The organism is Paraburkholderia sp. BGA-UO-ETr-F21 (assembly GCF_059567925.1).
Genome location: NZ_JCAQOY010000016.1, coordinates 138,441 through 157,353, shown reverse-complemented (window position 1 = coordinate 157,353; position 18,913 = coordinate 138,441). Strand labels below are relative to the sequence as shown.

The 18,913-nt window shown below is 62.5% G+C and carries 14 protein-coding genes, 1 tRNA gene and 3 riboswitches; of the genes, 9 read left to right on the top strand and 6 right to left on the bottom strand.

Annotation, left to right across the window (positions count from 1 at the left end):
* Positions 1-28: 28 nt before the first annotated feature.
* Positions 29-204, bottom strand: a riboswitch (yybP-ykoY riboswitch).
* Between the two features lie 161 nt (positions 205-365).
* Both AC57B1_RS11670 and AC57B1_RS11665 read right to left on the bottom strand, forming a co-directional pair.
* A complete protein-coding gene (locus tag AC57B1_RS11670) occupies positions 366-887 on the bottom strand; it encodes an outer membrane protein (RefSeq protein ID WP_496417573.1) in 522 nt (173 codons plus the stop codon).
* A 383-nt stretch (positions 888-1,270) separates the two neighbouring features.
* Positions 1,271-1,346 (bottom strand) — tRNA-Arg (locus AC57B1_RS11665).
* Between the two features lie 275 nt (positions 1,347-1,621).
* Here AC57B1_RS11665 and AC57B1_RS11660 point away from each other — a divergent pair.
* Positions 1,622-2,521 (top strand): c-type cytochrome, encoded by a 900-nt coding sequence (locus tag AC57B1_RS11660; protein WP_091797907.1) that lies wholly within the window; start codon positions 1,622-1,624, stop codon positions 2,519-2,521.
* A gap of 168 nt (positions 2,522-2,689) precedes the next feature.
* Here the strand turns inward: AC57B1_RS11660 and AC57B1_RS11655 are convergent, their stop codons facing one another.
* Positions 2,690-4,780: a UvrD-helicase domain-containing protein gene (locus AC57B1_RS11655; RefSeq protein ID WP_091800949.1), complete on the bottom strand. Its 2,091-nt coding sequence runs from the start codon at positions 4,778-4,780 to the stop codon at positions 2,690-2,692.
* Positions 4,781-5,100: 320 nt separating this feature from the next.
* On the opposite strand from AC57B1_RS11655, the gene AC57B1_RS11650 reads away from it, so the two are divergent.
* The 8 genes from AC57B1_RS11650 (at position 5,101) to AC57B1_RS11615 (ending at position 16,491) form a co-directional block, all read left to right on the top strand.
* Positions 5,101-6,150 carry an oxidoreductase gene (locus AC57B1_RS11650; protein WP_091797904.1) on the top strand — a complete coding sequence of 350 codons (1,050 nt, stop codon included), beginning with the start codon at positions 5,101-5,103 and terminating at the stop codon, positions 6,148-6,150.
* Positions 6,151-6,344: 194 nt separating this feature from the next.
* Positions 6,345-6,695, top strand: a complete 351-nt coding sequence (locus tag AC57B1_RS11645; RefSeq protein WP_091797901.1) for a YdgH/BhsA/McbA family protein — start codon at positions 6,345-6,347, stop codon at positions 6,693-6,695.
* Between the two features lie 147 nt (positions 6,696-6,842).
* Positions 6,843-6,925, top strand: a riboswitch (glycine riboswitch).
* A gap of 43 nt (positions 6,926-6,968) precedes the next feature.
* Positions 6,969-7,124: riboswitch (glycine riboswitch) on the top strand.
* Between the two features lie 80 nt (positions 7,125-7,204).
* Positions 7,205-8,323 carry a glycine cleavage system aminomethyltransferase GcvT gene (gene gcvT / locus AC57B1_RS11640; protein ID WP_496417572.1) on the top strand — a complete coding sequence of 373 codons (1,119 nt, stop codon included), beginning with the start codon at positions 7,205-7,207 and terminating at the stop codon, positions 8,321-8,323.
* A 144-nt stretch (positions 8,324-8,467) separates the two neighbouring features.
* Entirely contained in the window at positions 8,468-8,848 is a 381-nt protein-coding gene (gene gcvH / locus AC57B1_RS11635) for a glycine cleavage system protein GcvH (RefSeq protein WP_408181677.1), read from the top strand.
* Positions 8,849-8,921: 73 nt separating this feature from the next.
* Positions 8,922-11,858 (top strand): aminomethyl-transferring glycine dehydrogenase, encoded by a 2,937-nt coding sequence (gene gcvP / locus AC57B1_RS11630; protein ID WP_496417571.1) that lies wholly within the window; start codon positions 8,922-8,924, stop codon positions 11,856-11,858.
* 159 nt (positions 11,859-12,017) lie between these two features.
* Positions 12,018-13,127: an alginate lyase family protein gene (locus AC57B1_RS11625; protein ID WP_496417570.1), complete on the top strand. Its 1,110-nt coding sequence runs from the start codon at positions 12,018-12,020 to the stop codon at positions 13,125-13,127.
* A 29-nt stretch (positions 13,128-13,156) separates the two neighbouring features.
* On the top strand, positions 13,157-14,545 hold the full coding sequence (locus tag AC57B1_RS11620; RefSeq protein ID WP_496417569.1) for an L-serine ammonia-lyase: 1,389 nt from the start codon (positions 13,157-13,159) through the stop codon (positions 14,543-14,545).
* 215 nt (positions 14,546-14,760) lie between these two features.
* On the top strand, positions 14,761-16,491 hold the full coding sequence (locus AC57B1_RS11615) for a thiamine pyrophosphate-binding protein (RefSeq protein ID WP_496417568.1): 1,731 nt from the start codon (positions 14,761-14,763) through the stop codon (positions 16,489-16,491).
* A gap of 115 nt (positions 16,492-16,606) precedes the next feature.
* On the opposite strand, the gene AC57B1_RS11610 is transcribed toward AC57B1_RS11615, so the two are convergent.
* From AC57B1_RS11610 to AC57B1_RS11600, 3 genes are all read right to left on the bottom strand, one after another.
* The gene (locus tag AC57B1_RS11610) at positions 16,607-17,227 is read right to left on the bottom strand and encodes a hypothetical protein (protein ID WP_496417567.1); all 621 of its coding nucleotides are present in this window, start codon (positions 17,225-17,227) and stop codon (positions 16,607-16,609) included.
* Between the two features lie 8 nt (positions 17,228-17,235).
* A complete protein-coding gene (locus AC57B1_RS11605; RefSeq protein WP_496417566.1) occupies positions 17,236-17,508 on the bottom strand; it encodes a hypothetical protein in 273 nt (90 codons plus the stop codon).
* 233 nt (positions 17,509-17,741) lie between these two features.
* Entirely contained in the window at positions 17,742-18,890 is a 1,149-nt protein-coding gene (locus AC57B1_RS11600; RefSeq protein WP_091797879.1) for a branched-chain amino acid ABC transporter substrate-binding protein, read from the bottom strand.
* Positions 18,891-18,913: the final 23 nt, after the last annotated feature.

Sequence of the window (18,913 nt, the reverse complement as noted above, 5' to 3'; positions counted from 1 at the left end):
AAAACGAGGTATCACGGGACAACTCCGCGGTCGGACGTAGATGACAAACCAATGACGCACCGCCACCCGTCCGACCAGAACGAGGCAGTACGTCAATGGTCTCGCCAAACCGACCCGGTCGAACGCGCCATGACCGAAAGGCCAAGTATGTTGACGCGCTCTCCTTCAATGGATGAAGGAAGGCTACTCCCCAGTGACCGGGGGATTCTAACGGCAGGGGACGCTTTCAACAACCTTGTTGCAGCGAGAGGCAGCCGGGGTGGCGCGGCACCTCGGAGCTTTGCCCGGTTCGGTGCGGCTTTGCGGCGAGAGCGCAGGAAATGCGATGTTCGATGAATTTGCCGCCCGGCCGCGAGCCGAACGGGTCAATTGAAGTGATACTGCAGTCCGATTGTGAAACTGTTATTCGTTCTTTTGGTGCCGTTGCAATTGCCGGTGTCGGTTGTCCATTCACCTACCGCGCTTACGTGTTTGGCAAATTTATATTCGACACCCAAGCCCCAATGGAAGCGCGTGTCCGGATCGTCCCCAGTGAACCCAATGCGGACATAAGGCAAAATCTGATTGAACGGCATGCCGAATTTCGCATCGATTCCGGCGTCTTTATAGGTTGTCGAGCCGTGATGTAAATCAGTAAAAGCCTCGGCGCCCACTATGAACCGTTCGACGTTGAAGTTATATCCAGCCGTGAAACCCGGAAAGACCGTAGTGTGCGATGGCTTGTTGATGACGCCGGAAGCATCGGACATATTCACACCCACCTTGAAGCCCAGATAGGGACCGGCAAATTGGCTTGCCCCCGTGACAGGCGCAACCGATTGCGCGTGCACGAGGTTGGATAGCATCGTGATCGATGCGATTAAAATCAACCGGGCTATTTTGTACATGACCTGCAAAATAAAACAATGGCGCGCGGATGGCTTCGCAATGCCTTTATTAATTAGGGAAGCGATTGTTGAATTACCGCTTATGGAACATCCACGCGTTATACGATTTGGATGGTCAACGCATGCTAATTAAACGGATAGGCTGGGGCAATTGGAAATTTCAGAAGGCAGACGTTTATATGTCTGAATCTGAATTGATGAACAGAAAGCTACAGAAATCTCGGGATAATTCTGTCGACGCGGACGGATCGTGGGCGGCAGGCAGTGAGCGTATGTGCGGCTTATGTGCGAGATTGCGGCGCCCAGAGGACATCGCAAGACGATGGAAAAACAAAAGGGCTTGGCGCACATGGCGCAAGCCCTTGATCGAGATCGACTCTTTATGGTGCGCCCGGCTGGGATCGAACCAGCAACCCCTGCCTTCGGAGGGCAGTACTCTATCCATTGAGCTACGGGCGCTTCAACACGAAAGCGCGGCAACCAGAATGGATGCGACGCCAAAGCGAGACCGAAAGGATACCCGGTTTCAGCCATACCGTCCACCGGACGGCCTGAATGGCGGCACCCGGCGCCTTCCGGCCGACCCTCGCGATGCGGGTAAACGCCTGCTGAACAGCTCGCCGCGCCCCTCGCCGCCGTCGAAATCTTGCGTCTATAATCGTCCGTGGCTGATTTGAGAACAAGAAGTTGCCGTCACGCTGTACCGCTCACATACCCACGGAGACGAGACAAGCATGAGCGAAGCACCACACGGAGCCCCGATCAAAACCCCCGGGCAGCTCGTCGCTGCGATCATTGCCAGTTTTGCGGTACCGATCGTCATCATCGTTCTGCTGGCCGTCTACGTCGATAACTCGACGCGCACCGGCGCCGGCACCGACTCTCTCTCCGAAGCCGAGGTCACCGCCCGCATCAAGCCATTCGCCCAGGTCGACATTCGCGACGCCAATGCGCCGCGCGTCTACAAGACCGGCGAAGAAGTCTACAAAGCCGTTTGCTCCGCTTGTCACGCATCGGGTGCGGCGGGCGCGCCGAAATTCACCAATACCGCCGACTGGGCGCCGCGCATCGCGCAGGGCTTCGACACGCTGCTGCACACGGCACTCGCCGGCAAAGGTGCAATGCCGCCGCGCGGCGGCACCAGCCCGGACGACTACAGCGACTTCGAAATCGCCCGCGCAGTCACCTATATGGCGAACAATTCCGGCGCGAGCTTCCCTGAACCGGCCCAACCGGCGGCGGGCGCCGCGGCGGCATCCGGTGCAGCAGCAGCCGCGGCTCCGGCCGGCGCTTCTGACGCAGGCGCGGCCCAAGCCGCCGCGGCCATGGCCGCGATGGCCAGCGTGCCGCAAGCGGCCGCACCGGCGGCCGGCGGCACGCAAAGCGCGGATGCCTCGCAAGCCGGCAAGGCGCTGTATCAGCAAGTCTGTCAGGCCTGTCACGCGGCAGGCGTACTGAACGCACCGAAGTACGGCGACAAGGACGCCTGGGCGCCACGTCTGAAAGAACCCATGGACACGGTCTATAACTACGCGCTGCACGGCAAGGGCGCGATGCCCGCGAAAGGCGGCTCGAATGCCTCGGACGCGGACGTGAAGGCCGCCGTCGACTACATGGTCAGCGCGGTGAAGTAAGACGAACTACGGCGTCTGCCAGGTCGTAAAAAATCCCTGCCCGCGGTGACGCGGTGCAGGGATTTTTTTATCGGCCATCGCTGAAGCGCGCTACCCAGGTGCCCGATTTCGACACTCACTCACGCGCGCTGGACGCGCGTCTTTTGCCTCGGTATTCGCGACACTCGCTCAAGGCTTCTGCAACAGCGCCTTCAAACTGGCAAGCCGGTCTTTCGGCGACATCGGCGCTTCTTCGGGCGTCGGCGGAGGAGCGTCGTCGAGCAGCATTTCGGGAATGAAGCGCGACGGCTCGCACACCACCGTTTCTCGCGCGCGCTTGCGCTTCTTGCACCAGTTCAGATGCAAACTGCGCTGCGCACGCGTGATCGCGACGTACATCAGCCGGCGCTCTTCTTCGATGCGCGCGTCGTCGATCGGCTCGTCGTCGGGACCGCCGCGATGCGGCATGATGCCTTCTTCGACACCGACCAGAAACACGTGCGGATACTCCAGGCCCTTCGACGCATGCACCGTTGAGAGCCGCACCGCGTCGGGATCTTCCTCGCGGCCTTCGAGCATCGACATGAGCGCGACGGTCTGGATCAGACCGAGCAGATTCTTGCCGGTGTCGCCGAGACCGTCGGCGGTGTCGTAACCGGTGGCCTCGTCTGCCGCGGCGCCCGTCGGCTCAGCCTTGGTGCCTTTGCGCTTCAGCCACTCCATGAACTCCAGCACGTTCTGCCACTTGGACTGCGCCTGACGTTCGTCGAACGCGTCGTACAGATAGGCTTCGTAGTGGATGGCGTCCATCAGTTCGTCGAGCAGCGTACCGGCGGCGTCTTTCTCGGCGCGGTCGGTGAGGCGCTGCATGAAGTCGCAGAACACGCGCATCGGTTCGATCTGCCGCGGCGACAGACGCGCCTCGATGCCGCCCATGTACACCGCTTCGAACAGCGACACCTTGGCCTGTCCTGCGAACGAGCCGAGCGCCTCGAGCGTGGTATTGCCGACGCCGCGGCGCGGCGTGGTGATCGCGCGGATGAACGCGGGGTCGTCGTTCGCGTTGGCGATCAGACGCAGATAGGCGCAGATGTCCTTGATCTCGGCCTTGTCGAAGAACGATTGGCCGCCGGACAGCACATACGGAATCCGCTCACGCCGCAACACCTGTTCGAAGATGCGCGCCTGGAAATTGCCGCGATACAGGATCGCGTAGTCGCGAAAATTCGCGCGGCGCTCGAACTTGTGCGCCGACAGGCGAAACACCACGGACTCGGCCTCGTGTTCTTCGTCGTTGCACGGCGTGACGGTGATCGTGTCGCCCATGCCGTGTTCGGACCACAGCTTCTTTTCGAACAGCTTTGGATTGTTCGCGATCACGTTGTTCGCGGCCGTCAGAATGCGCACCGTCGAGCGATAGTTCTGCTCCAGCTTGATCAGATGCAGCTTCGGAAAATCCTTGCTGAGCTGCCCGAGGTTTTCGAGCGTAGCGCCGCGCCAGCCGTAGATAGCCTGATCGTCGTCGCCGACCGCCGTGAACGCCGCACGCTTGCCAGCCAGCAGTTTCACCAGTTCGTACTGGCAGGCGTTGGTGTCCTGATATTCGTCGATCAGCAGATAGCGCAGCTTGTTCTGCCAACGGTCGCGCACCTGTTCGTTCTTCTCGAACAGTTCGGCGGGCAGGCGGATCAGATCGTCGAAATCCACCGCCTGATAGGCATGCAGCGTCGCCACGTAGTTGCGATAGACAATCGCGGCCTGATGCTCGTCCTCGTTCGCGGCAATGGCGATCGCCTGCTCTGGCATGATCATGCCGTTCTTCCACAGCGAGATGATCGACTGGATCTTGCGGATAAAACCCTTGTCCGTCGAGCCGACCTGTTCCTGGATCATGCCGAAGCAGTCGTCCGAATCCATGATCGAGAACTGCGGCTTCAGGCCGACGTGTTCCGCTTCCTGCCGCAGAATCTGCACGCCGAGCGAGTGGAAGGTGCAGACCGTCAACTGATTGACGGGCACTTTGCGGCCTTCCTTGCCGGGCGTGGTGAGCGTCTTGCCTTCGAGCAGCTTGCCCACGCGCTCGCGCATTTCCAGCGCGGCCTTGTTCGTGAATGTGACGGCGGCGATGTGGCGCGGCTCGAAGCCTTTGGCCTCGATCAGATGCGCGATTTTCTGCGTGATCACGCGCGTCTTGCCGCTGCCTGCGCCGGCGAGCACGAGACACGGACCGTCGAGATAACGGACCGCTTCATTTTGAGCGGGGTTCAGGCCTGCGGACATCGTCTGTGGATGGGTGATGCGGTTAAAGCGGCGGTTGAGGGCGCGGTGGCGAAACGCCGGCCGAAGGCCCGGGGGCATGCTGCGCGGCGCCGTGCCGGAACAGGCGCCCCGCACGGTGCGGAGGATGTTCTGGCCCGCTTCGCAAACGCGCGAGAGGAGCGATGTTAACACGGATGCACGCAACCAATGCCCGCGCCCCATGACGGCCGACGGCATCATGACGACGCTGACGGTCCACCTTCAGGACATGCCACAATTGCGGTGTTGCGCGCCGCCGCCACGGTGGCAAAGCGGCGCGCCGTTTTTGCAGGAAGACACGCATGTCCGCATCGCTGAAGATTGGATTGATGGGTTACGGTTTCGCCGGCGCGACCTTTCACGCGCCGGTAATCGCGCACTGCGGCCGCGCGAGCGTCGCGGCCATCGCCACGAGCCAGCCGGAGCGCGCGCTCGCCGATTATCCGCACACGAAGGTGGTGGCCGACCTCGACGCGCTGCTCGCGCTCGACGACATCGACTGCGTCGTGATCGCCACGCCGAACGACACGCACTTCGAGCTGGCGCGCCGCACGCTGGAAGCGGGCAAGCACGTGGTGGTCGACAAGCCGGTCACGCTGAACGCCGCCGACGCCCGCACGCTGGCCAACATCGCACTCGCCCGCTGCAAGCTCTTCATGCCGTTTCACAACCGTCGCTGGGACGGTGATTTTCTGACCGTGCGCGATCTGCTCGCGAGCGGCGAATTGGGACGGATCACGCAATACGAATCGCATTTTGACCGTTTCCGGCCGGAGGTGCGGCAGCGTTGGCGTGAGGAAGCGTCGCGAGGCGGCGGCTTGCTGCTGGACCTGGGGCCGCATCTGGTCGACCAGGCGTTGGCCCTGTTCGGCACGCCGCAGAGCGTGTCGGCCACCGTGCGCACGCATCGTGACAATGCCAGCGCGCCTGACTACGTGCATATCCAGCTCGGCTACGGTGAGTTCGAAGTGGTGTTGCACGCCAGCGCGTTGACCGCGCTGGTCGCGCCGCGCTTCTCGATTCACGGCACGCGCGGCAGCTATGTGAAAACCGGGCTCGACACGCAAGAAGATCAATTGAAAGCCGGCCTGCGGCCCGGCGACGAAGGCTTCGGCGCGGGGAATGCGGCCGGGCTGCTGCGCGTGCTGGAAGGCGATCAGGAAGTCGAGCGCGAGCTGCCGACGCGTAATGGAGATTACGTTGGCTTCTATATCGCCGTGGCCGACGCCATCCAGAACGGCGTGAAATTCCCGGTCAGCGCTCAGGACGCTGTCGACGTAATGACAATTATCGAACTCGCCGCCCGGAGTTCTGAAGAAGGCGTCCGGCTGCCGTTCGAGCGCGTTCGCTGACCCGTTTGCCCGCGCGTCGAAACGCCTTGTGTACCTAAAACGGCACTTGTCGCCTCCGCGCGGGCCACGCTCCTGACAGGCCCGAAAGGAACATAACGTTACAAATAAGGCCGTGCCGCCAGTCAGCGCGCTCCGGCAGTCAGCCGTTGCTACCCAAGTAGCAAGACAAAACGACTATGACTTCCGGAGAGTTCATGCCCCGTACTATCCGCGCGCTCGCCGCGTGCGCCCTGCTCAGTTCGCTCGCCGCCTGTGTGGTGACGCCTCAACCCGCGCCGGCACCGCGCCCCAACCCGCAGCAGATCGCGGATCAGCGCCTGCGCCAGGTCGACGGCCGCATCGAGAATCTCAGCCGTCGTATCGACAATCGCGTGAATCAGGGCTACTACCCGCCCCCGCAAGGCGGCGCGCTGCACCATCGCCTCGACGTGATCCGTCAGGAAGCGCATGACATGGCCGCGCAACACGGCGGTGGCCTGTCCAGCGACGAACAGCGCGTGCTGAATCAGGAACTGGACAACGCGGCACACGCCATCGGCGAATAATCGCGCGCTCAGGCGCCGAAGCAGTGCAAGCGCGGGCATCGCGTCCCGCGCTTTTTTGGCGAGGGCAAGACGCCGCGCCAACCGCCGTGCCGCTCGCGGGCCCAGATTTGACAAGCCCCCGGCCCTCGCGTACATTCGCCGCACGCGTCGGGAGAGCGCGCTGGCCGCAGGAAACCGCAGGCCGCGCCGCCGAAGGGGCACACCCGCAAACTCTCAGGCAAAAGGACCGACCGCGTCGAAGAACCCGCGTTGAATCAAGCTCAACGCACCGGTTTTTCGCACTCTGGAGAGCGGCAGTAGCCGTCTGCGATCGTTTGATCGATACAGATTCTGGCAGGCTGCCCACCGAAGGGGCGCGCGTTTCACCGTGACGGATTCACATTCTCACGGCAACGCAATCTCTCAGGTATCGAGGACAGAGGGGCCATGCAACGCATCGCTCGCAGCTAAAAGGCCGCGAGGCGTAGCGCCGCATGGCCTTTTTTGTTTCGCGAGATGCCCGAGGCCCCATGACCGAACTCAAACACACCCCGCTCAACGCCACCCATCGTGCGCTCAATGCCCGCATGGTCGATTTTGGCGGCTGGGACATGCCCGTCAACTACGGCTCGCAAATCGACGAACACCGCGCCGTGCGCACCGACGCCGGCATGTTCGACGTCTCGCACATGTGCGTCGTCGATTTCACCGGCGAGCGCGTGCGCGCCTTCTTCGAATATGCGCTGGCCAATAACGTCGCCAAGCTGCAAACGCCCGGCCGCGCGCTGTACTCCTGCCTGTTGAACCCGAACGGCGGCGTGATCGACGACCTGATCGTCTATTACTTCGGCGAAGATCACTTCCGCGTGGTCGTCAACGCCGGCACCGCCGACAAAGACATCGCCTGGTTCGGCCAGCTCAACGCCGAAGGCGGCTTCGGCCTGACCATCACGCCGCGCCGCGACTACGCGATCGTCGCCGTGCAAGGCCCGAACGCGCGCGAAAAAGTCTGGCAAACCGTGCCGGCCGCGCGCGCCGCCACCGAAGCTCTGAAGCCGTTCAACGCCGCCCGCATCGAAGACACGCCGTTCGGCGAATTGACGGTAGCCCGCACGGGCTATACCGGCGAAGACGGCTTCGAAATCATCGTCCCGGCGGATCACGTCGAAGCGCTGTGGAACGCGCTGCAGGCGCAAGGCGTGCGCCCGGCCGGACTCGGCGCGCGCGACACACTGCGCCTCGAAGCCGGCATGAACCTGTACGGCCAGGACATGGACGACAACGTCTCGCCGCTCGACGCCGGCCTCACCTGGACGGTCGACCTCACCTCGCCGCGCGACTTCGTCGGCAAGGGCAAGCTGGAAGCGGACGGATCGCAGGCCGCGTTCGTCGGCCTGATCCTGCTGAAGGACAACGGCAAGGCAGCAGGCGTGCTGCGTGCTCATCAGAAAGTCGTCACGCCGCAAGGCGAAGGCGAAATCACCAGCGGCACGTTTTCCCCGACCATGCAGGAATCGATCGCCTTTGCGCGCGTGCCGAAAGGCGTGCAGCCGGGCGACACCGTTCACGTTCAAATTCGTGACAAGAACGTTCCCGCAAGCGTGGTAAAACTGCCGTTCGTGCGCAACGGCAAAGTGCTCGCGGTTTAAGCAAGCCGGCGCGTGCGCAAACCTTCACAAGAAAACGCCGGGCCGCCCCAAGTTTTCTTGTTCCCCTCGGGGGAACCTGGCGCGAAGCGACAGGTTTGGGGGCCCTTTAAGTCATTACCGAATCACACCGCATAGGAGCATCCGATGAGCATCCCGGCCGATCTGAAATACACCGAATCGCACGAGTGGGTCCGCACCGAAGCGGACGGCACGCTGACGGTCGGCATCACCGACCATGCGCAGGAAGCGCTCGGCGATATCGTCTTCTTCGAAGTCCAGGAACTGGGCAAAACCGTGACCGCTGGCGACACCGTCGCCGTGATCGAATCGGTGAAAGCCGCTTCCGATATCTACGCGCCGGTCTCGGGCGAAATCATCGAAGCGAACACGGCCGTGGCCGACACCCCGGACTCGGTCAACACCGCGCCGTACGAAAGCTGGCTCTTCAAGATCAAGCCGGCCGCGGACGCCACGCAAGACCGTCTGATCGACGCCGACGCGTACAGCAAGTCGATCGGCGCCTGATTCACCTTTACGTTTAACCCGATTGGTGCGGCGCGTCCCTCGCGCAGAGATAGCCGCACCGCCAGGAACACCCATGAAGCTCGAACACCCGGATCGTCTGATGAACCGCACTCCTCTCTCGCTCGCCGCGCTCGAAGTGCATGACGCCTTCGCCGAACGGCACATCGGCCCGGATGCGGCCGACCAGCACTCGATGCTCGAAGCCCTCGGCTTCGCGTCGCGCGCCGCGCTGATCGACGCCGTCATTCCGAAGACGATCCGCCGCACCGAAACGCTGCCGCTCGGCCCCTTCGCGCAACCGAAAAGCGAAGCCGAAGCGCTTGCCGCGCTGCGTGAACTCGCGGACAAGAACCAGGTGTTCCGCTCGTATATCGGGCAGGGCTATTACAACGCGCACACGCCGACGGTGATCCTGCGTAACGTGCTGGAAAATCCGGCGTGGTACACCGCGTACACGCCGTATCAGCCGGAAATCTCGCAAGGCCGTCTGGAAGCGCTGCTGAACTTCCAGCAGATGATCGTCGACTTGACGGGTCTGGCGATCTCGAATGCGTCGTTGCTCGACGAAGCAACCGCCGCCGCTGAAGCGATGACGCTGCTGCAGCGCATCGGCAAGCCGAAGTCGAACGTGTTCTTCGTGGCCGACGACGTGCTGCCGCAAACCATCGAAGTGGTGAAGACGCGCGCCACGCCGGTCGGTATCGAAGTCAAAGTGGGCCCGGCTGAGGAAGCGGCGAACGCGAATGCGTTCGGCGTGTTGCTGCAATACCCGGGCGTGAATGGCGACGTGCGCGACTACCGCGCCCTGGCCGAAGCCATCCACGCAGCGGGCGGCCACGTGGTGGTCGCCGCCGACCTGCTCGCGCTGACCGTGCTCACGCCGCCGGGCGAATGGGGCGCGGACGTGGCCGTGGGCAATACGCAGCGCTTTGGCGTGCCGGTCGGCTTCGGCGGCCCGCATGCGGCTTACCTCGCTGTGCGCGACGAATTCAAGCGTCAGATGCCGGGCCGCCTCGTCGGCGTGACCGTCGACGCACAAGGCAACCCCGCGCTGCGTCTCGCGCTGCAAACGCGCGAACAACATATCCGTCGCGAGAAGGCCACCTCGAACGTGTGTACCGCGCAAGCGCTGCTCGCGATCATGGCCAGCATGTACGCCGTCTATCACGGCCCGCACGGCTTGAAGACGATCGCGCTGCGCGTGAACCGGATCGCCGCGTTGCTGGCCGAAGGTGCGAAGCAGCTCGGCTATACGCTAGTCAACGAAACCTTCTTCGACACGCTCACTTTCGAAACCGGCGCACGCACGCAAGCGCTGCACGACGCAGCGATTGCGAAGCGTATCAACCTGCGCCGCGTGAGCGACACGCAAGTCGGCCTGTCGATCGACGAAACCACCTCGCGCCGCGATCTGGCCGATCTGCTCGAAGTGTTCGCGCAAGCCGCGGGCGCGAAAGACACTCCGCAAGTCGACACGCTCGACGCAAAACTGGCCGCATCGAACACCGCATCCGTGCCGGCCGCGCTCGAACGCACCAGCGCGTACCTCACGCACCACGTGTTCAACCGTCATCATTCGGAAACGGAAATGCTGCGCTATCTGCGCAGCCTGTCCGACAAGGACCTCGCGCTCGACCGCTCGATGATCCCGCTCGGTTCGTGCACGATGAAGCTGAACGCGACCTCGGAAATGCTGCCGGTCACGTGGCCGGAATTCGGCCAGATCCATCCGTTCGCACCGGCGGAGCAAACCGTCGGCTACCGCGAAATGATCGATCAGCTCGAAGAAATGCTGGTCGCCGCCACCGGATACGCCGCCGTGTCGCTGCAGCCGAACGCCGGCTCGCAAGGTGAGTACGCGGGCCTGTTGATCATCCACGCTTACCATGCGTCGCGCGGCGAAGCGCATCGTAATGTCTGCCTGATTCCCGCTTCGGCGCACGGCACCAACCCCGCGTCGGCACAGATGGCCGGCATGCAGGTAGTCGTGGTTGCCTGCGACGCGCAAGGCAACGTCGATATCGAAGACCTGAAGAAGAAGGCCGATCAGCACGCTGACAAACTCGCGGCGATCATGATCACGTACCCGTCCACGCACGGCGTGTTCGAGCAGAACGTGCGTGAAATCTGCGAGATCGTGCACGCGCACGGCGGCCAGGTCTATGTGGACGGCGCGAACATGAACGCCATGGTCGGCCTCACCGCCCCTGGCCAGTTCGGCGGCGACGTGTCGCACCTGAACCTGCACAAGACGTTCTGCATTCCGCACGGCGGCGGCGGACCTGGCGTCGGTCCTGTCGCGGTCGGCGCGCACCTCGCGCAGTTCCTGCCGAACCAGATCTCGTCGGGCTATGAACGCGCGCCGAACGGCATTGGCGCAGTGTCCGGCGCACCGTACGGCTCGGCGTCGATCCTGCCGATCTCGTGGATGTATATCGCGATGATGGGCGCGAAGAACCTCACCGCCGCGACCGAAACCGCGATCCTCAACGCGAACTACGTCGCGAAGAAACTCGCGCCGCACTATCCGGTGCTGTATTCGGGCCCGGGCGGACTGGTCGCGCACGAGTGCATTCTCGATCTGCGTCCGATCAAGGAAACCAGCGGCATCACCGTCGACGACGTCGCCAAGCGTCTCGCCGACTACGGCTTCCATGCGCCGACCATGAGCTTCCCGGTGCCGGGCACGCTGATGGTCGAGCCGACCGAATCGGAATCGAAGGAAGAACTCGACCGTTTCATCGAAGCGATGATCGCGATCCGCGAGGAAATCCGCGCGGTCGAAGATGGCCGCTCGGACCGCGAGGACAATCCGCTCAAGCACGCGCCGCACACGGCGGCGGTGGTCATCGCGAATGACTGGAAGCACGCGTATGCGCGCGAAACCGCCGCGTATCCGCTGCCCACGCTGATCGCGAAGAAGTATTGGCCGCCGGTCGGCCGCGCGGACAACGTGTACGGCGACCGCAATCTGTTCTGCTCCTGCGTGCCGATCGCCGACTACGAGTAAGCGGACCGCTGCCGCGCAGCGCCCGCTGTCTCGAAAAGAGGCGGCAGGGCGCTGTGCGGTTCTCTCCTGAGTTCTCTGTCGCTCCTGGCCGCAAACGGCTAACATCACACACCGAATCAGCCAAACGAGGAGTTTCGCATGGCGCGAAAGGTGCGATCGATGCAAAGCCGGACCGAACCAGGGCGAGCCCCCACGTGGCGGCAAACCTGCACACTGTTGCTGGCAGGCGCGGCCGTGCTGCTGCCGCTGGCGCAAGCGCAGGCCGCGATGAATTTCTGTGCGGCGCCCGCGTTGCAAACCAGTGAACGCACGAACGCCGATCCCGGCGTGAAAGCGCTGGTGAGCAACGTGCAGGCCCATCTGAACGACCAGCCGCATGCGCTGGCGAAACTGCATACCGAAGGCACGCTGCCGCACGAAGGCATTTACGACCAGAGCGTCGAAGCGGAGCAGGATCTCGATCTGATGCGCGACGCCGCGCTCGCCTGGCGCGCCACCAGCGACGACCGGTATCTGAAGCTCGTCGACCGTCTGTTGTTCGCGTGGGTCACGACGTACCAACCGAGCTTCAATCCCATCGACGAAACCCGCTTCGAAGGGCTGATTCTCGCGTACGACATGACGGCGAGCGCGTTGCCGGTGAAAACGCGCAATGCGTCGATGGCGTTTCTCACGAAACTCGCGACCGGCTATATCGGGCAAGTCGACGCGCAGCCGCGGCCGCTCAAAGGCACGTACAAAAACAACTGGCAGAGCCATCGGGTCAAACTGATCGCCATGGCCGCATTCACGCTCGATAACCGCAAGATGATCAACGCGGCCCAGCGGTTGTTCGTCGAGCATATCGGCGACAACATCGAACCGGATGGTTCGACGGTCGATTTCAGCGAGCGCGACGCGCTGCATTACGTCACCTACGATCTGCAGCCGCTCGTGACCGCCGCACTCGCCGCGCGCCGCCATAACCGCAACTGGCTGCCGGAGAAGGGCACGGACGGCGCTTCGCTGGAAGCCGCGCTGAACTGGCTCGCGCCATACGCGGCCGGCAACAAGACCCACGAAGAATTCGTGCATTCGAGCGTTCCGTTCGATGCAAAACGTCGCGAAGCCGGCTTGCCCGGCTATTCGGGTCAGTGGGACCCGAAGAACGCGACCGAACTGTTCCACCTGGCGGCACGCCTCGACGGGCGCTATACGCCGATCGCGCTACAGCTCGCACCCACGCCGCCTGCCTGGCTCGCCGTGTGTTTGCCGCTGCCGGCGCGATGAACCAACCATCTATCAGCAGGGAGCAGTAAATGGCAGTCAGCGTGTTCGATCTCTTCAAAATCGGCATTGGTCCGTCCAGTTCGCATACGGTCGGGCCGATGCGCGCGGCGCTGATGTTCGCTCAAGGGCTTGAACGCGATGGGCTGCTTGCTGCGACCGCATCGGTGAAGGCGGAGCTGTATGGCTCGCTCGGCGCGACAGGCAAGGGGCACGGCACCGATCGCGGCGTAATGCTCGGCCTGATGGGCGATGCGCCCGACACCGTGAACCCGGACACGATCGCCGAGCGGCTCGACAACGTGCGCGTGTCCCGCAAACTGGCGCTGCTCGGCACGCACGAGGTGCCGTTCGTGCAGAAAGATCAGATTGCGTTTTATCGCCAGGCGCTGCCCGAGCATCCGAACGGTCTCAAGCTGCGCGCTTACGATGCGCAGGGTGAGACGTTGCGCGAGTCGACCTATCTGTCGGTGGGCGGCGGTTTCGTGGTGACGGCGGGTGCGCCGAACACGAAAGTGCTGAGCGCCGTCGATCAATTGCCGCACTCGTTTCGCAGCGGCAACGAGTTGCTTGCGCTGTGCGAATCGACTGGCAAAAGCATCGCTCAGTTAATGTGGGAAAACGAGCGCGTCTGGCATACGGAAGAAGAAACGCGCACCGGCCTGCTGAAGATCTGGGACGTGATGCAAGCGTGCGTCGCACGCGGTTGTGGCATCAACAATCCGGACGCCGACGGTAACTTGCCCGGCCCGTTTCAGGTGAAGCGCCGTGCGCCGCAGCTGTATCGTGCGCTGTCGGGCAATCCTGAACTGGCGCTGCGCGATCCGCTTTCCATGGTCGACTGGATCAATCTCTATGCGATCGCCGTCAACGAAGAAAACGCTGCTGGCGGACGCGTGGTCACCGCGCCGACCAACGGCGCGGCCGGCATCATCCCGGCAGTGCTGCATTACTACACGCGCTTCATGCCCGGCTCGAATCAGCAAGGCGTGATCGACTTCCTGATGACCGCTGCGGCGATCGGCATTCTGTACAAGCTGAACGCGTCGATTTCCGGCGCCGAAGTGGGTTGCCAGGGTGAAGTGGGCGTGGCCTGTTCGATGGCGGCGGGCGCACTCGCCGCGGTCATGGGCGGCACGCCCCGGCAGGTCGAGAACGCCGCGGAAATCGGCATGGAACACAACCTCGGCCTGACGTGCGATCCGGTTGGCGGCATGGTGCAGATTCCATGTATCGAGCGCAACGCGATGGCATCGGTGAAAGCAGTCAATGCGGCGCGCATGGCGTTGCGCGGCGACGGCAGCCACTATGTGTCGCTCGATTCGGTGATCAAGACCATGCGCGAAACCGGCGCGGATATGAAGACCAAGTACAAGGAAACGTCGCGCGGCGGCCTGGCGGTGAATATCGTCGAGTGTTGAGTTCCGCGCTTCATGGCGCATGACGGCAATCACGCGGGCTCTCGGGCCCGCGTTTTCATTTGCGCGGCGCGCCATGCGCGAGCGCTACGGTTGCGCTGCGCCGTGACAGCGCAGGCGCTGGCGGCGTAAGCTGTCGAAGCGCCACATCGGCCAGCGTCCGGTCGATGCTTGCATTCTCACATCGCACTCATGCACTGCCTGGAGGCTTCATCGCAATGTCGCAGCCGAATGCTCCCGTTTCAGTTTCCGGTTCCTCCGCCGCTCAAACCACCGGCGCGCGTCTTGTCGTCGATGCTTTGCTGACGCACGGTGTCGAACGTGTTTTCTGTGTGCCCGGTGAAAGTTTTCTCGCCGTGCTGGATTCGCTGCACGACGAAACCGAACAGATCCAGACCATCGTGTGCCGTCACGAAGCGGCCGCGGCGAATATGGCCGAAGCCGTCGGCAAATTGACCGGCCGGCCCGGCGTCGCGCTGGTCACGCGCGGGCCGGGCGCCACGCACGCGTCGATCGGCGTGCACACCGCGTTTCAGGATTCCACGCCGATGATCCTGCTGATCGGCCAATGCGCACGCGAGCATCTCGACCGCGAGGCGTTTCAGGAGATCGACTATCGGCGCATGTTCGGTCAGATGGCGAAATGGGTTGCGCAAATCGACGATCCCAAACGCATTCCCGAGTATCTGAGCCATGCGTTTCACACAGCGACGTCCGGACGGCCTGGTCCCGTCGTATTGTCGCTGCCGGAAGACGTGTTGAGCGACGCATGCGACGCCGTAGCAGGGGCGCCGGCGTATCAACGCGTCGCGGCGTCACCTTCGGCGGCGCAGATCGAGAAATTGCGCGCGTTGCTCGAAGGCGCACAACGGCCGATGGTGATCGCGGGCGGCAGCGGCTGGACGCCTGCTGCGTGCGCGGACTTTCAACGCTTCGTCGAGAATTGGCAACTGCCGGTCGGCCTCGCGTTCCGCTATCAGGACACGCTCGACAACGAGCATCCCAACTATGCCGGCGATGTCGGCCTCGGCATCAATCCTGCGCTCGCGCAACGTATCCGCGACGCCGACGTATTGCTCGCGATCGGACCTCGTTTAGGCGAAGCGACGACCAACGGCTACACGCTGCTCGACATTCCAAAAACGAAGCAGACGCTCGTGCATGTGCATCAAGGCGCGGAGGAGTTGGGACGCGTGTATGCGGCGGATCTGCCGATCGTCTCCGGCATGCCAGAGCTGGCGGCAATGCTTGCGGAGTTGGAGCCTTCGTCCGAGCAACTTGCCTGGTCCGGCGCCGCGAGCGAGGCGCATCAGGCGTATCTCGACTGGCGCAAACCGCGCCAGATTCCCGGCGACGTGCAGATGGGCGAAGTGATCCAGCAGTTGCGCGCGCATCTACCGGACGACGCGATTCTCACCAATGGTGCGGGTAATTACGCGACGTGGCTGCATCGGCACTTCTCGTATCGCCATTTTCGTTCGCAACTCGCGCCGACGAGCGGCGCGATGGGTTATGGCGTGCCGGCGGCGATCGCGGCGAAGTCGATGTATCCGCAACGCGCTGTCGTCGCGCTGGCTGGCGACGGCTGCTTCATGATGTCCGCGCAAGAACTCGCGACGGCGATGCAGTACGACCTGCACGTGCTTTTCATCGTGGTGAATAACAGCCAGTTCGGCACGATCCGGATGCATCAGGAGCGGCATTATCCGAATCGCGTGCACGGCACCGGACTCACCAATCCGGATTTCGCGGCGTTCGCTCGCTCGTTCGGCGCGCATGGCGAGACGGTGGAGCGGACTGAAGATTTTCTGCCTGCGCTGATGCGTGCGATGGAGGTGAAGCGCGCCGCGGTGATCGAAATTCTTATGCCGCAGGAAGCGAGCACGCCGGGGGCGACGCTGGAGCAGATTCGCGAGCAGGGGAGGAAGTTGCGGGGGGAATCGACGTAAGCGCTCGCTAGTTACTGACGGGAATCTGGCTTAAGGGTGAGGGTGAGCGCGAACTCACCCTTCCTGGACACCCTCAGTAAGCCGCTGGCCTCATCGTGCTGTAGGCGCGCAGCAGCTACGCATAGACCACTGACAGCGCGCCGAGTTCTCTCATCAGCTCAGGCTTGCGCGACTCAACGACGTCCGCGTGAATCTGATAGATCACCGATTTGATGACTTCCGTCTGACTCAATGTCGTGTCGTGCATCAAAGTCTTCATACCCTCGACAATACGCGGCGTCACTTTCATGGAAAGCCGACGACGTGCCGCGCCACGGCGCTCCTTGAAACGTTCAGACGTCGCGCGATGCGCCTTGATCAGCCTGGCACGTGGGAACTCGCCGGATGCAAACCGATGCAGGTAAAGGATCATTAACACCTTGCGAAATTCGGTTGAGCTCGTGCTGTCGACGATAAACGCGGCAAGGTCGAGCACATCCAGATAAATCGCCGGCAGTTGCGCCTCGATCGGCTTGACCTCTTTGCGGCGCGCTTCTCGAATGGCCGGCGTCGATTGCGCGGGAACAGCCGCTACTTCACCGCACACGTCGCACACTGCCGCGAGAATATTCTTCACCTCACCTTTGCCATCGCTAAACGGTACGTCGCGCCGCGCAAATGTTGTGCTCACGAGTTGTCCGCAGTGGTCGCAGACCGCCTTGCTTTTCTCACCCTCTTCGTACAGTTTTATCTTCATGGCTTTACTCACTGATGCACGCTAATGAACACGGTGTCTGGATCGCTCACAAAGTAAAACTTCACGTACCAGCCGCCCGTCGCGATCACATGCACATCGATTGAGTCAACGCGATGGTGCGGCGACGCGCTGTATTGCGTGCCATTGCTTCGGGCAACGAGGACCTCGACGAACTCGGCGGTCACCTGCCCCGTCGCCAGAAGATTTTTTACGTTAATGTCGGACCTTCCTTCGTGCTGGAACCGGCCCGATTGGAGCGCTGCAATAACCGCTCGTTTCACCTGTTTGTACTTGTTTGTACTTGTTTGATACTGACAATCTCACCTCCCATTATACGATAACTCTCGTATTTAAAACACAATGGAGATCGCTCGCCACTGCCGGGAAATTGTCGACCAATTCTTTTTCGGGAGAAGGCCAGGCAGGCGGGTATCAGCAAGCTTGACGAATCGTCCGGCCAAAAAAAACCCCGCCGAAGCGGGGTTTCCTTCACAGCATCAAACCAGGCAGCGGCTTACTTCCCACCCACGCTTTGCAGCGTCGTCCACTTGCCGTCGACAACCTTGTACAGCGTGATGCCGCCGTTCTTCAGGTCGCCCTTGCTGTCGTACGCGAGGTTCGACGACGTCACTGCCGGCATCGAGGTCTTCGCGAGCATCGGCAGATACTTGGCCGGATCGGTCGAGTTCGCCTTCTTCATTGCGTCGAACATGGCCATTGCGCCGTCGTAAGCGTACGGCGAGTACGTTTGCACGTCTTCGTTGAAACGCTTCTTGTACTTCGCGACGTAGTCCTTGCCGCCCGGCATTTCTTCCAGCGGCAGGCCGGCCAGCGAAGCCACCGTGCCGTTCGCCGCGTCACCCGCGATCTGGATGAACGTCGGCGTGTGGACCATTTCGCCGCCCATCAGCGGCGCCTTGATGCCCAGTGCCTTCATCTGCTTGACCATCGGTGCCGCTTGCGAATCCGCGCCGCCGTAATAGATCAGGTCCGGTTGAACAGCCTTCAGCTTGGTCAGGATCGACTTGAAGTCGACTGCCTTGTCGTTCGTGTATTCACGATCGACGATCTGGCCGCCCGCTGCCTTCGCCGCCTTTTCGAACTGATCGGCCAGCCCCTGGCCGTAGGCCGTGCGGTCGTCGACGATCACGATCTTTTTCATGCCCAAGGTCTTCACCGCGAACGTGCCGGCGACCGAACCTTGCTGCGTGTCGGACGTCATCATACGGAACGTGGTCTTGAAACCTTGTTGCGTATATTCAGGCGCCGTCGCCATTGCGATTTCGGGGATGCCCGCGTTCGCGTAAATGCGCGAAGCCGGGATCGTGGTACCCGAGTTGAAGTGGCCGAGCATGCCCTTGATGCCGTCATCCACCAGCTTTTGCGCAACGGTCGTACCCGTACGCGGGTCGGCCTGGTCGTCGGCCGAGTCCAGCACGAAGCGAACTTGCTTGCCGCCGATCACCGGCTTGGTCGCGTTCATGTCTTCCACTGCCAGCGTAATGCCGTTCTGGAAGTCCTTGCCGTAGTGCGCCTGCGCGCCAGTCATCGGGCCGGCAAAGCCGACCTTCACGTCTTCCGTCGATTGAGCGTTGGCCGTCCCCGCCAGCGACATCGCCGCAACCAGTGCAGCGCCTGCCAGCTGTTTCATCTTGTGTTGCATAGCTTCTCCTTGGTACCAGGTGT

Bases quoted from the DNA above. Each gene is read 5' to 3' on its own strand.
- gcvH (WP_408181677.1), top strand. From the start codon at position 8,468: ATGAGCATCCCGGCCGATCTGAAATACACCGAATCGCACGAGTGGGTC.
- AC57B1_RS11650 (WP_091797904.1), top strand. From the start codon at position 5,101: ATGTCCGCATCGCTGAAGATTGGATTGATGGGTTACGGTTTCGCCGGC.
- gcvP (WP_496417571.1), top strand. From the start codon at position 8,922: ATGAAGCTCGAACACCCGGATCGTCTGATGAACCGCACTCCTCTCTCG.
- AC57B1_RS11670 (WP_496417573.1), bottom strand. From the start codon at position 887: ATGTACAAAATAGCCCGGTTGATTTTAATCGCATCGATCACGATGCTA.
- AC57B1_RS11660 (WP_091797907.1), top strand. From the start codon at position 1,622: ATGAGCGAAGCACCACACGGAGCCCCGATCAAAACCCCCGGGCAGCTC.
- gcvT (WP_496417572.1), top strand. From the start codon at position 7,205: ATGACCGAACTCAAACACACCCCGCTCAACGCCACCCATCGTGCGCTC.
- AC57B1_RS11645 (WP_091797901.1), top strand. From the start codon at position 6,345: ATGCCCCGTACTATCCGCGCGCTCGCCGCGTGCGCCCTGCTCAGTTCG.
- AC57B1_RS11625 (WP_496417570.1), top strand. From the start codon at position 12,018: ATGCAAAGCCGGACCGAACCAGGGCGAGCCCCCACGTGGCGGCAAACC.
- AC57B1_RS11620 (WP_496417569.1), top strand. From the start codon at position 13,157: ATGGCAGTCAGCGTGTTCGATCTCTTCAAAATCGGCATTGGTCCGTCC.
- AC57B1_RS11615 (WP_496417568.1), top strand. From the start codon at position 14,761: ATGTCGCAGCCGAATGCTCCCGTTTCAGTTTCCGGTTCCTCCGCCGCT.
- AC57B1_RS11600 (WP_091797879.1), bottom strand. From the start codon at position 18,890: ATGCAACACAAGATGAAACAGCTGGCAGGCGCTGCACTGGTTGCGGCG.
- AC57B1_RS11655 (WP_091800949.1), bottom strand. From the start codon at position 4,780: ATGTCCGCAGGCCTGAACCCCGCTCAAAATGAAGCGGTCCGTTATCTC.
- AC57B1_RS11610 (WP_496417567.1), bottom strand. From the start codon at position 17,227: ATGAAGATAAAACTGTACGAAGAGGGTGAGAAAAGCAAGGCGGTCTGC.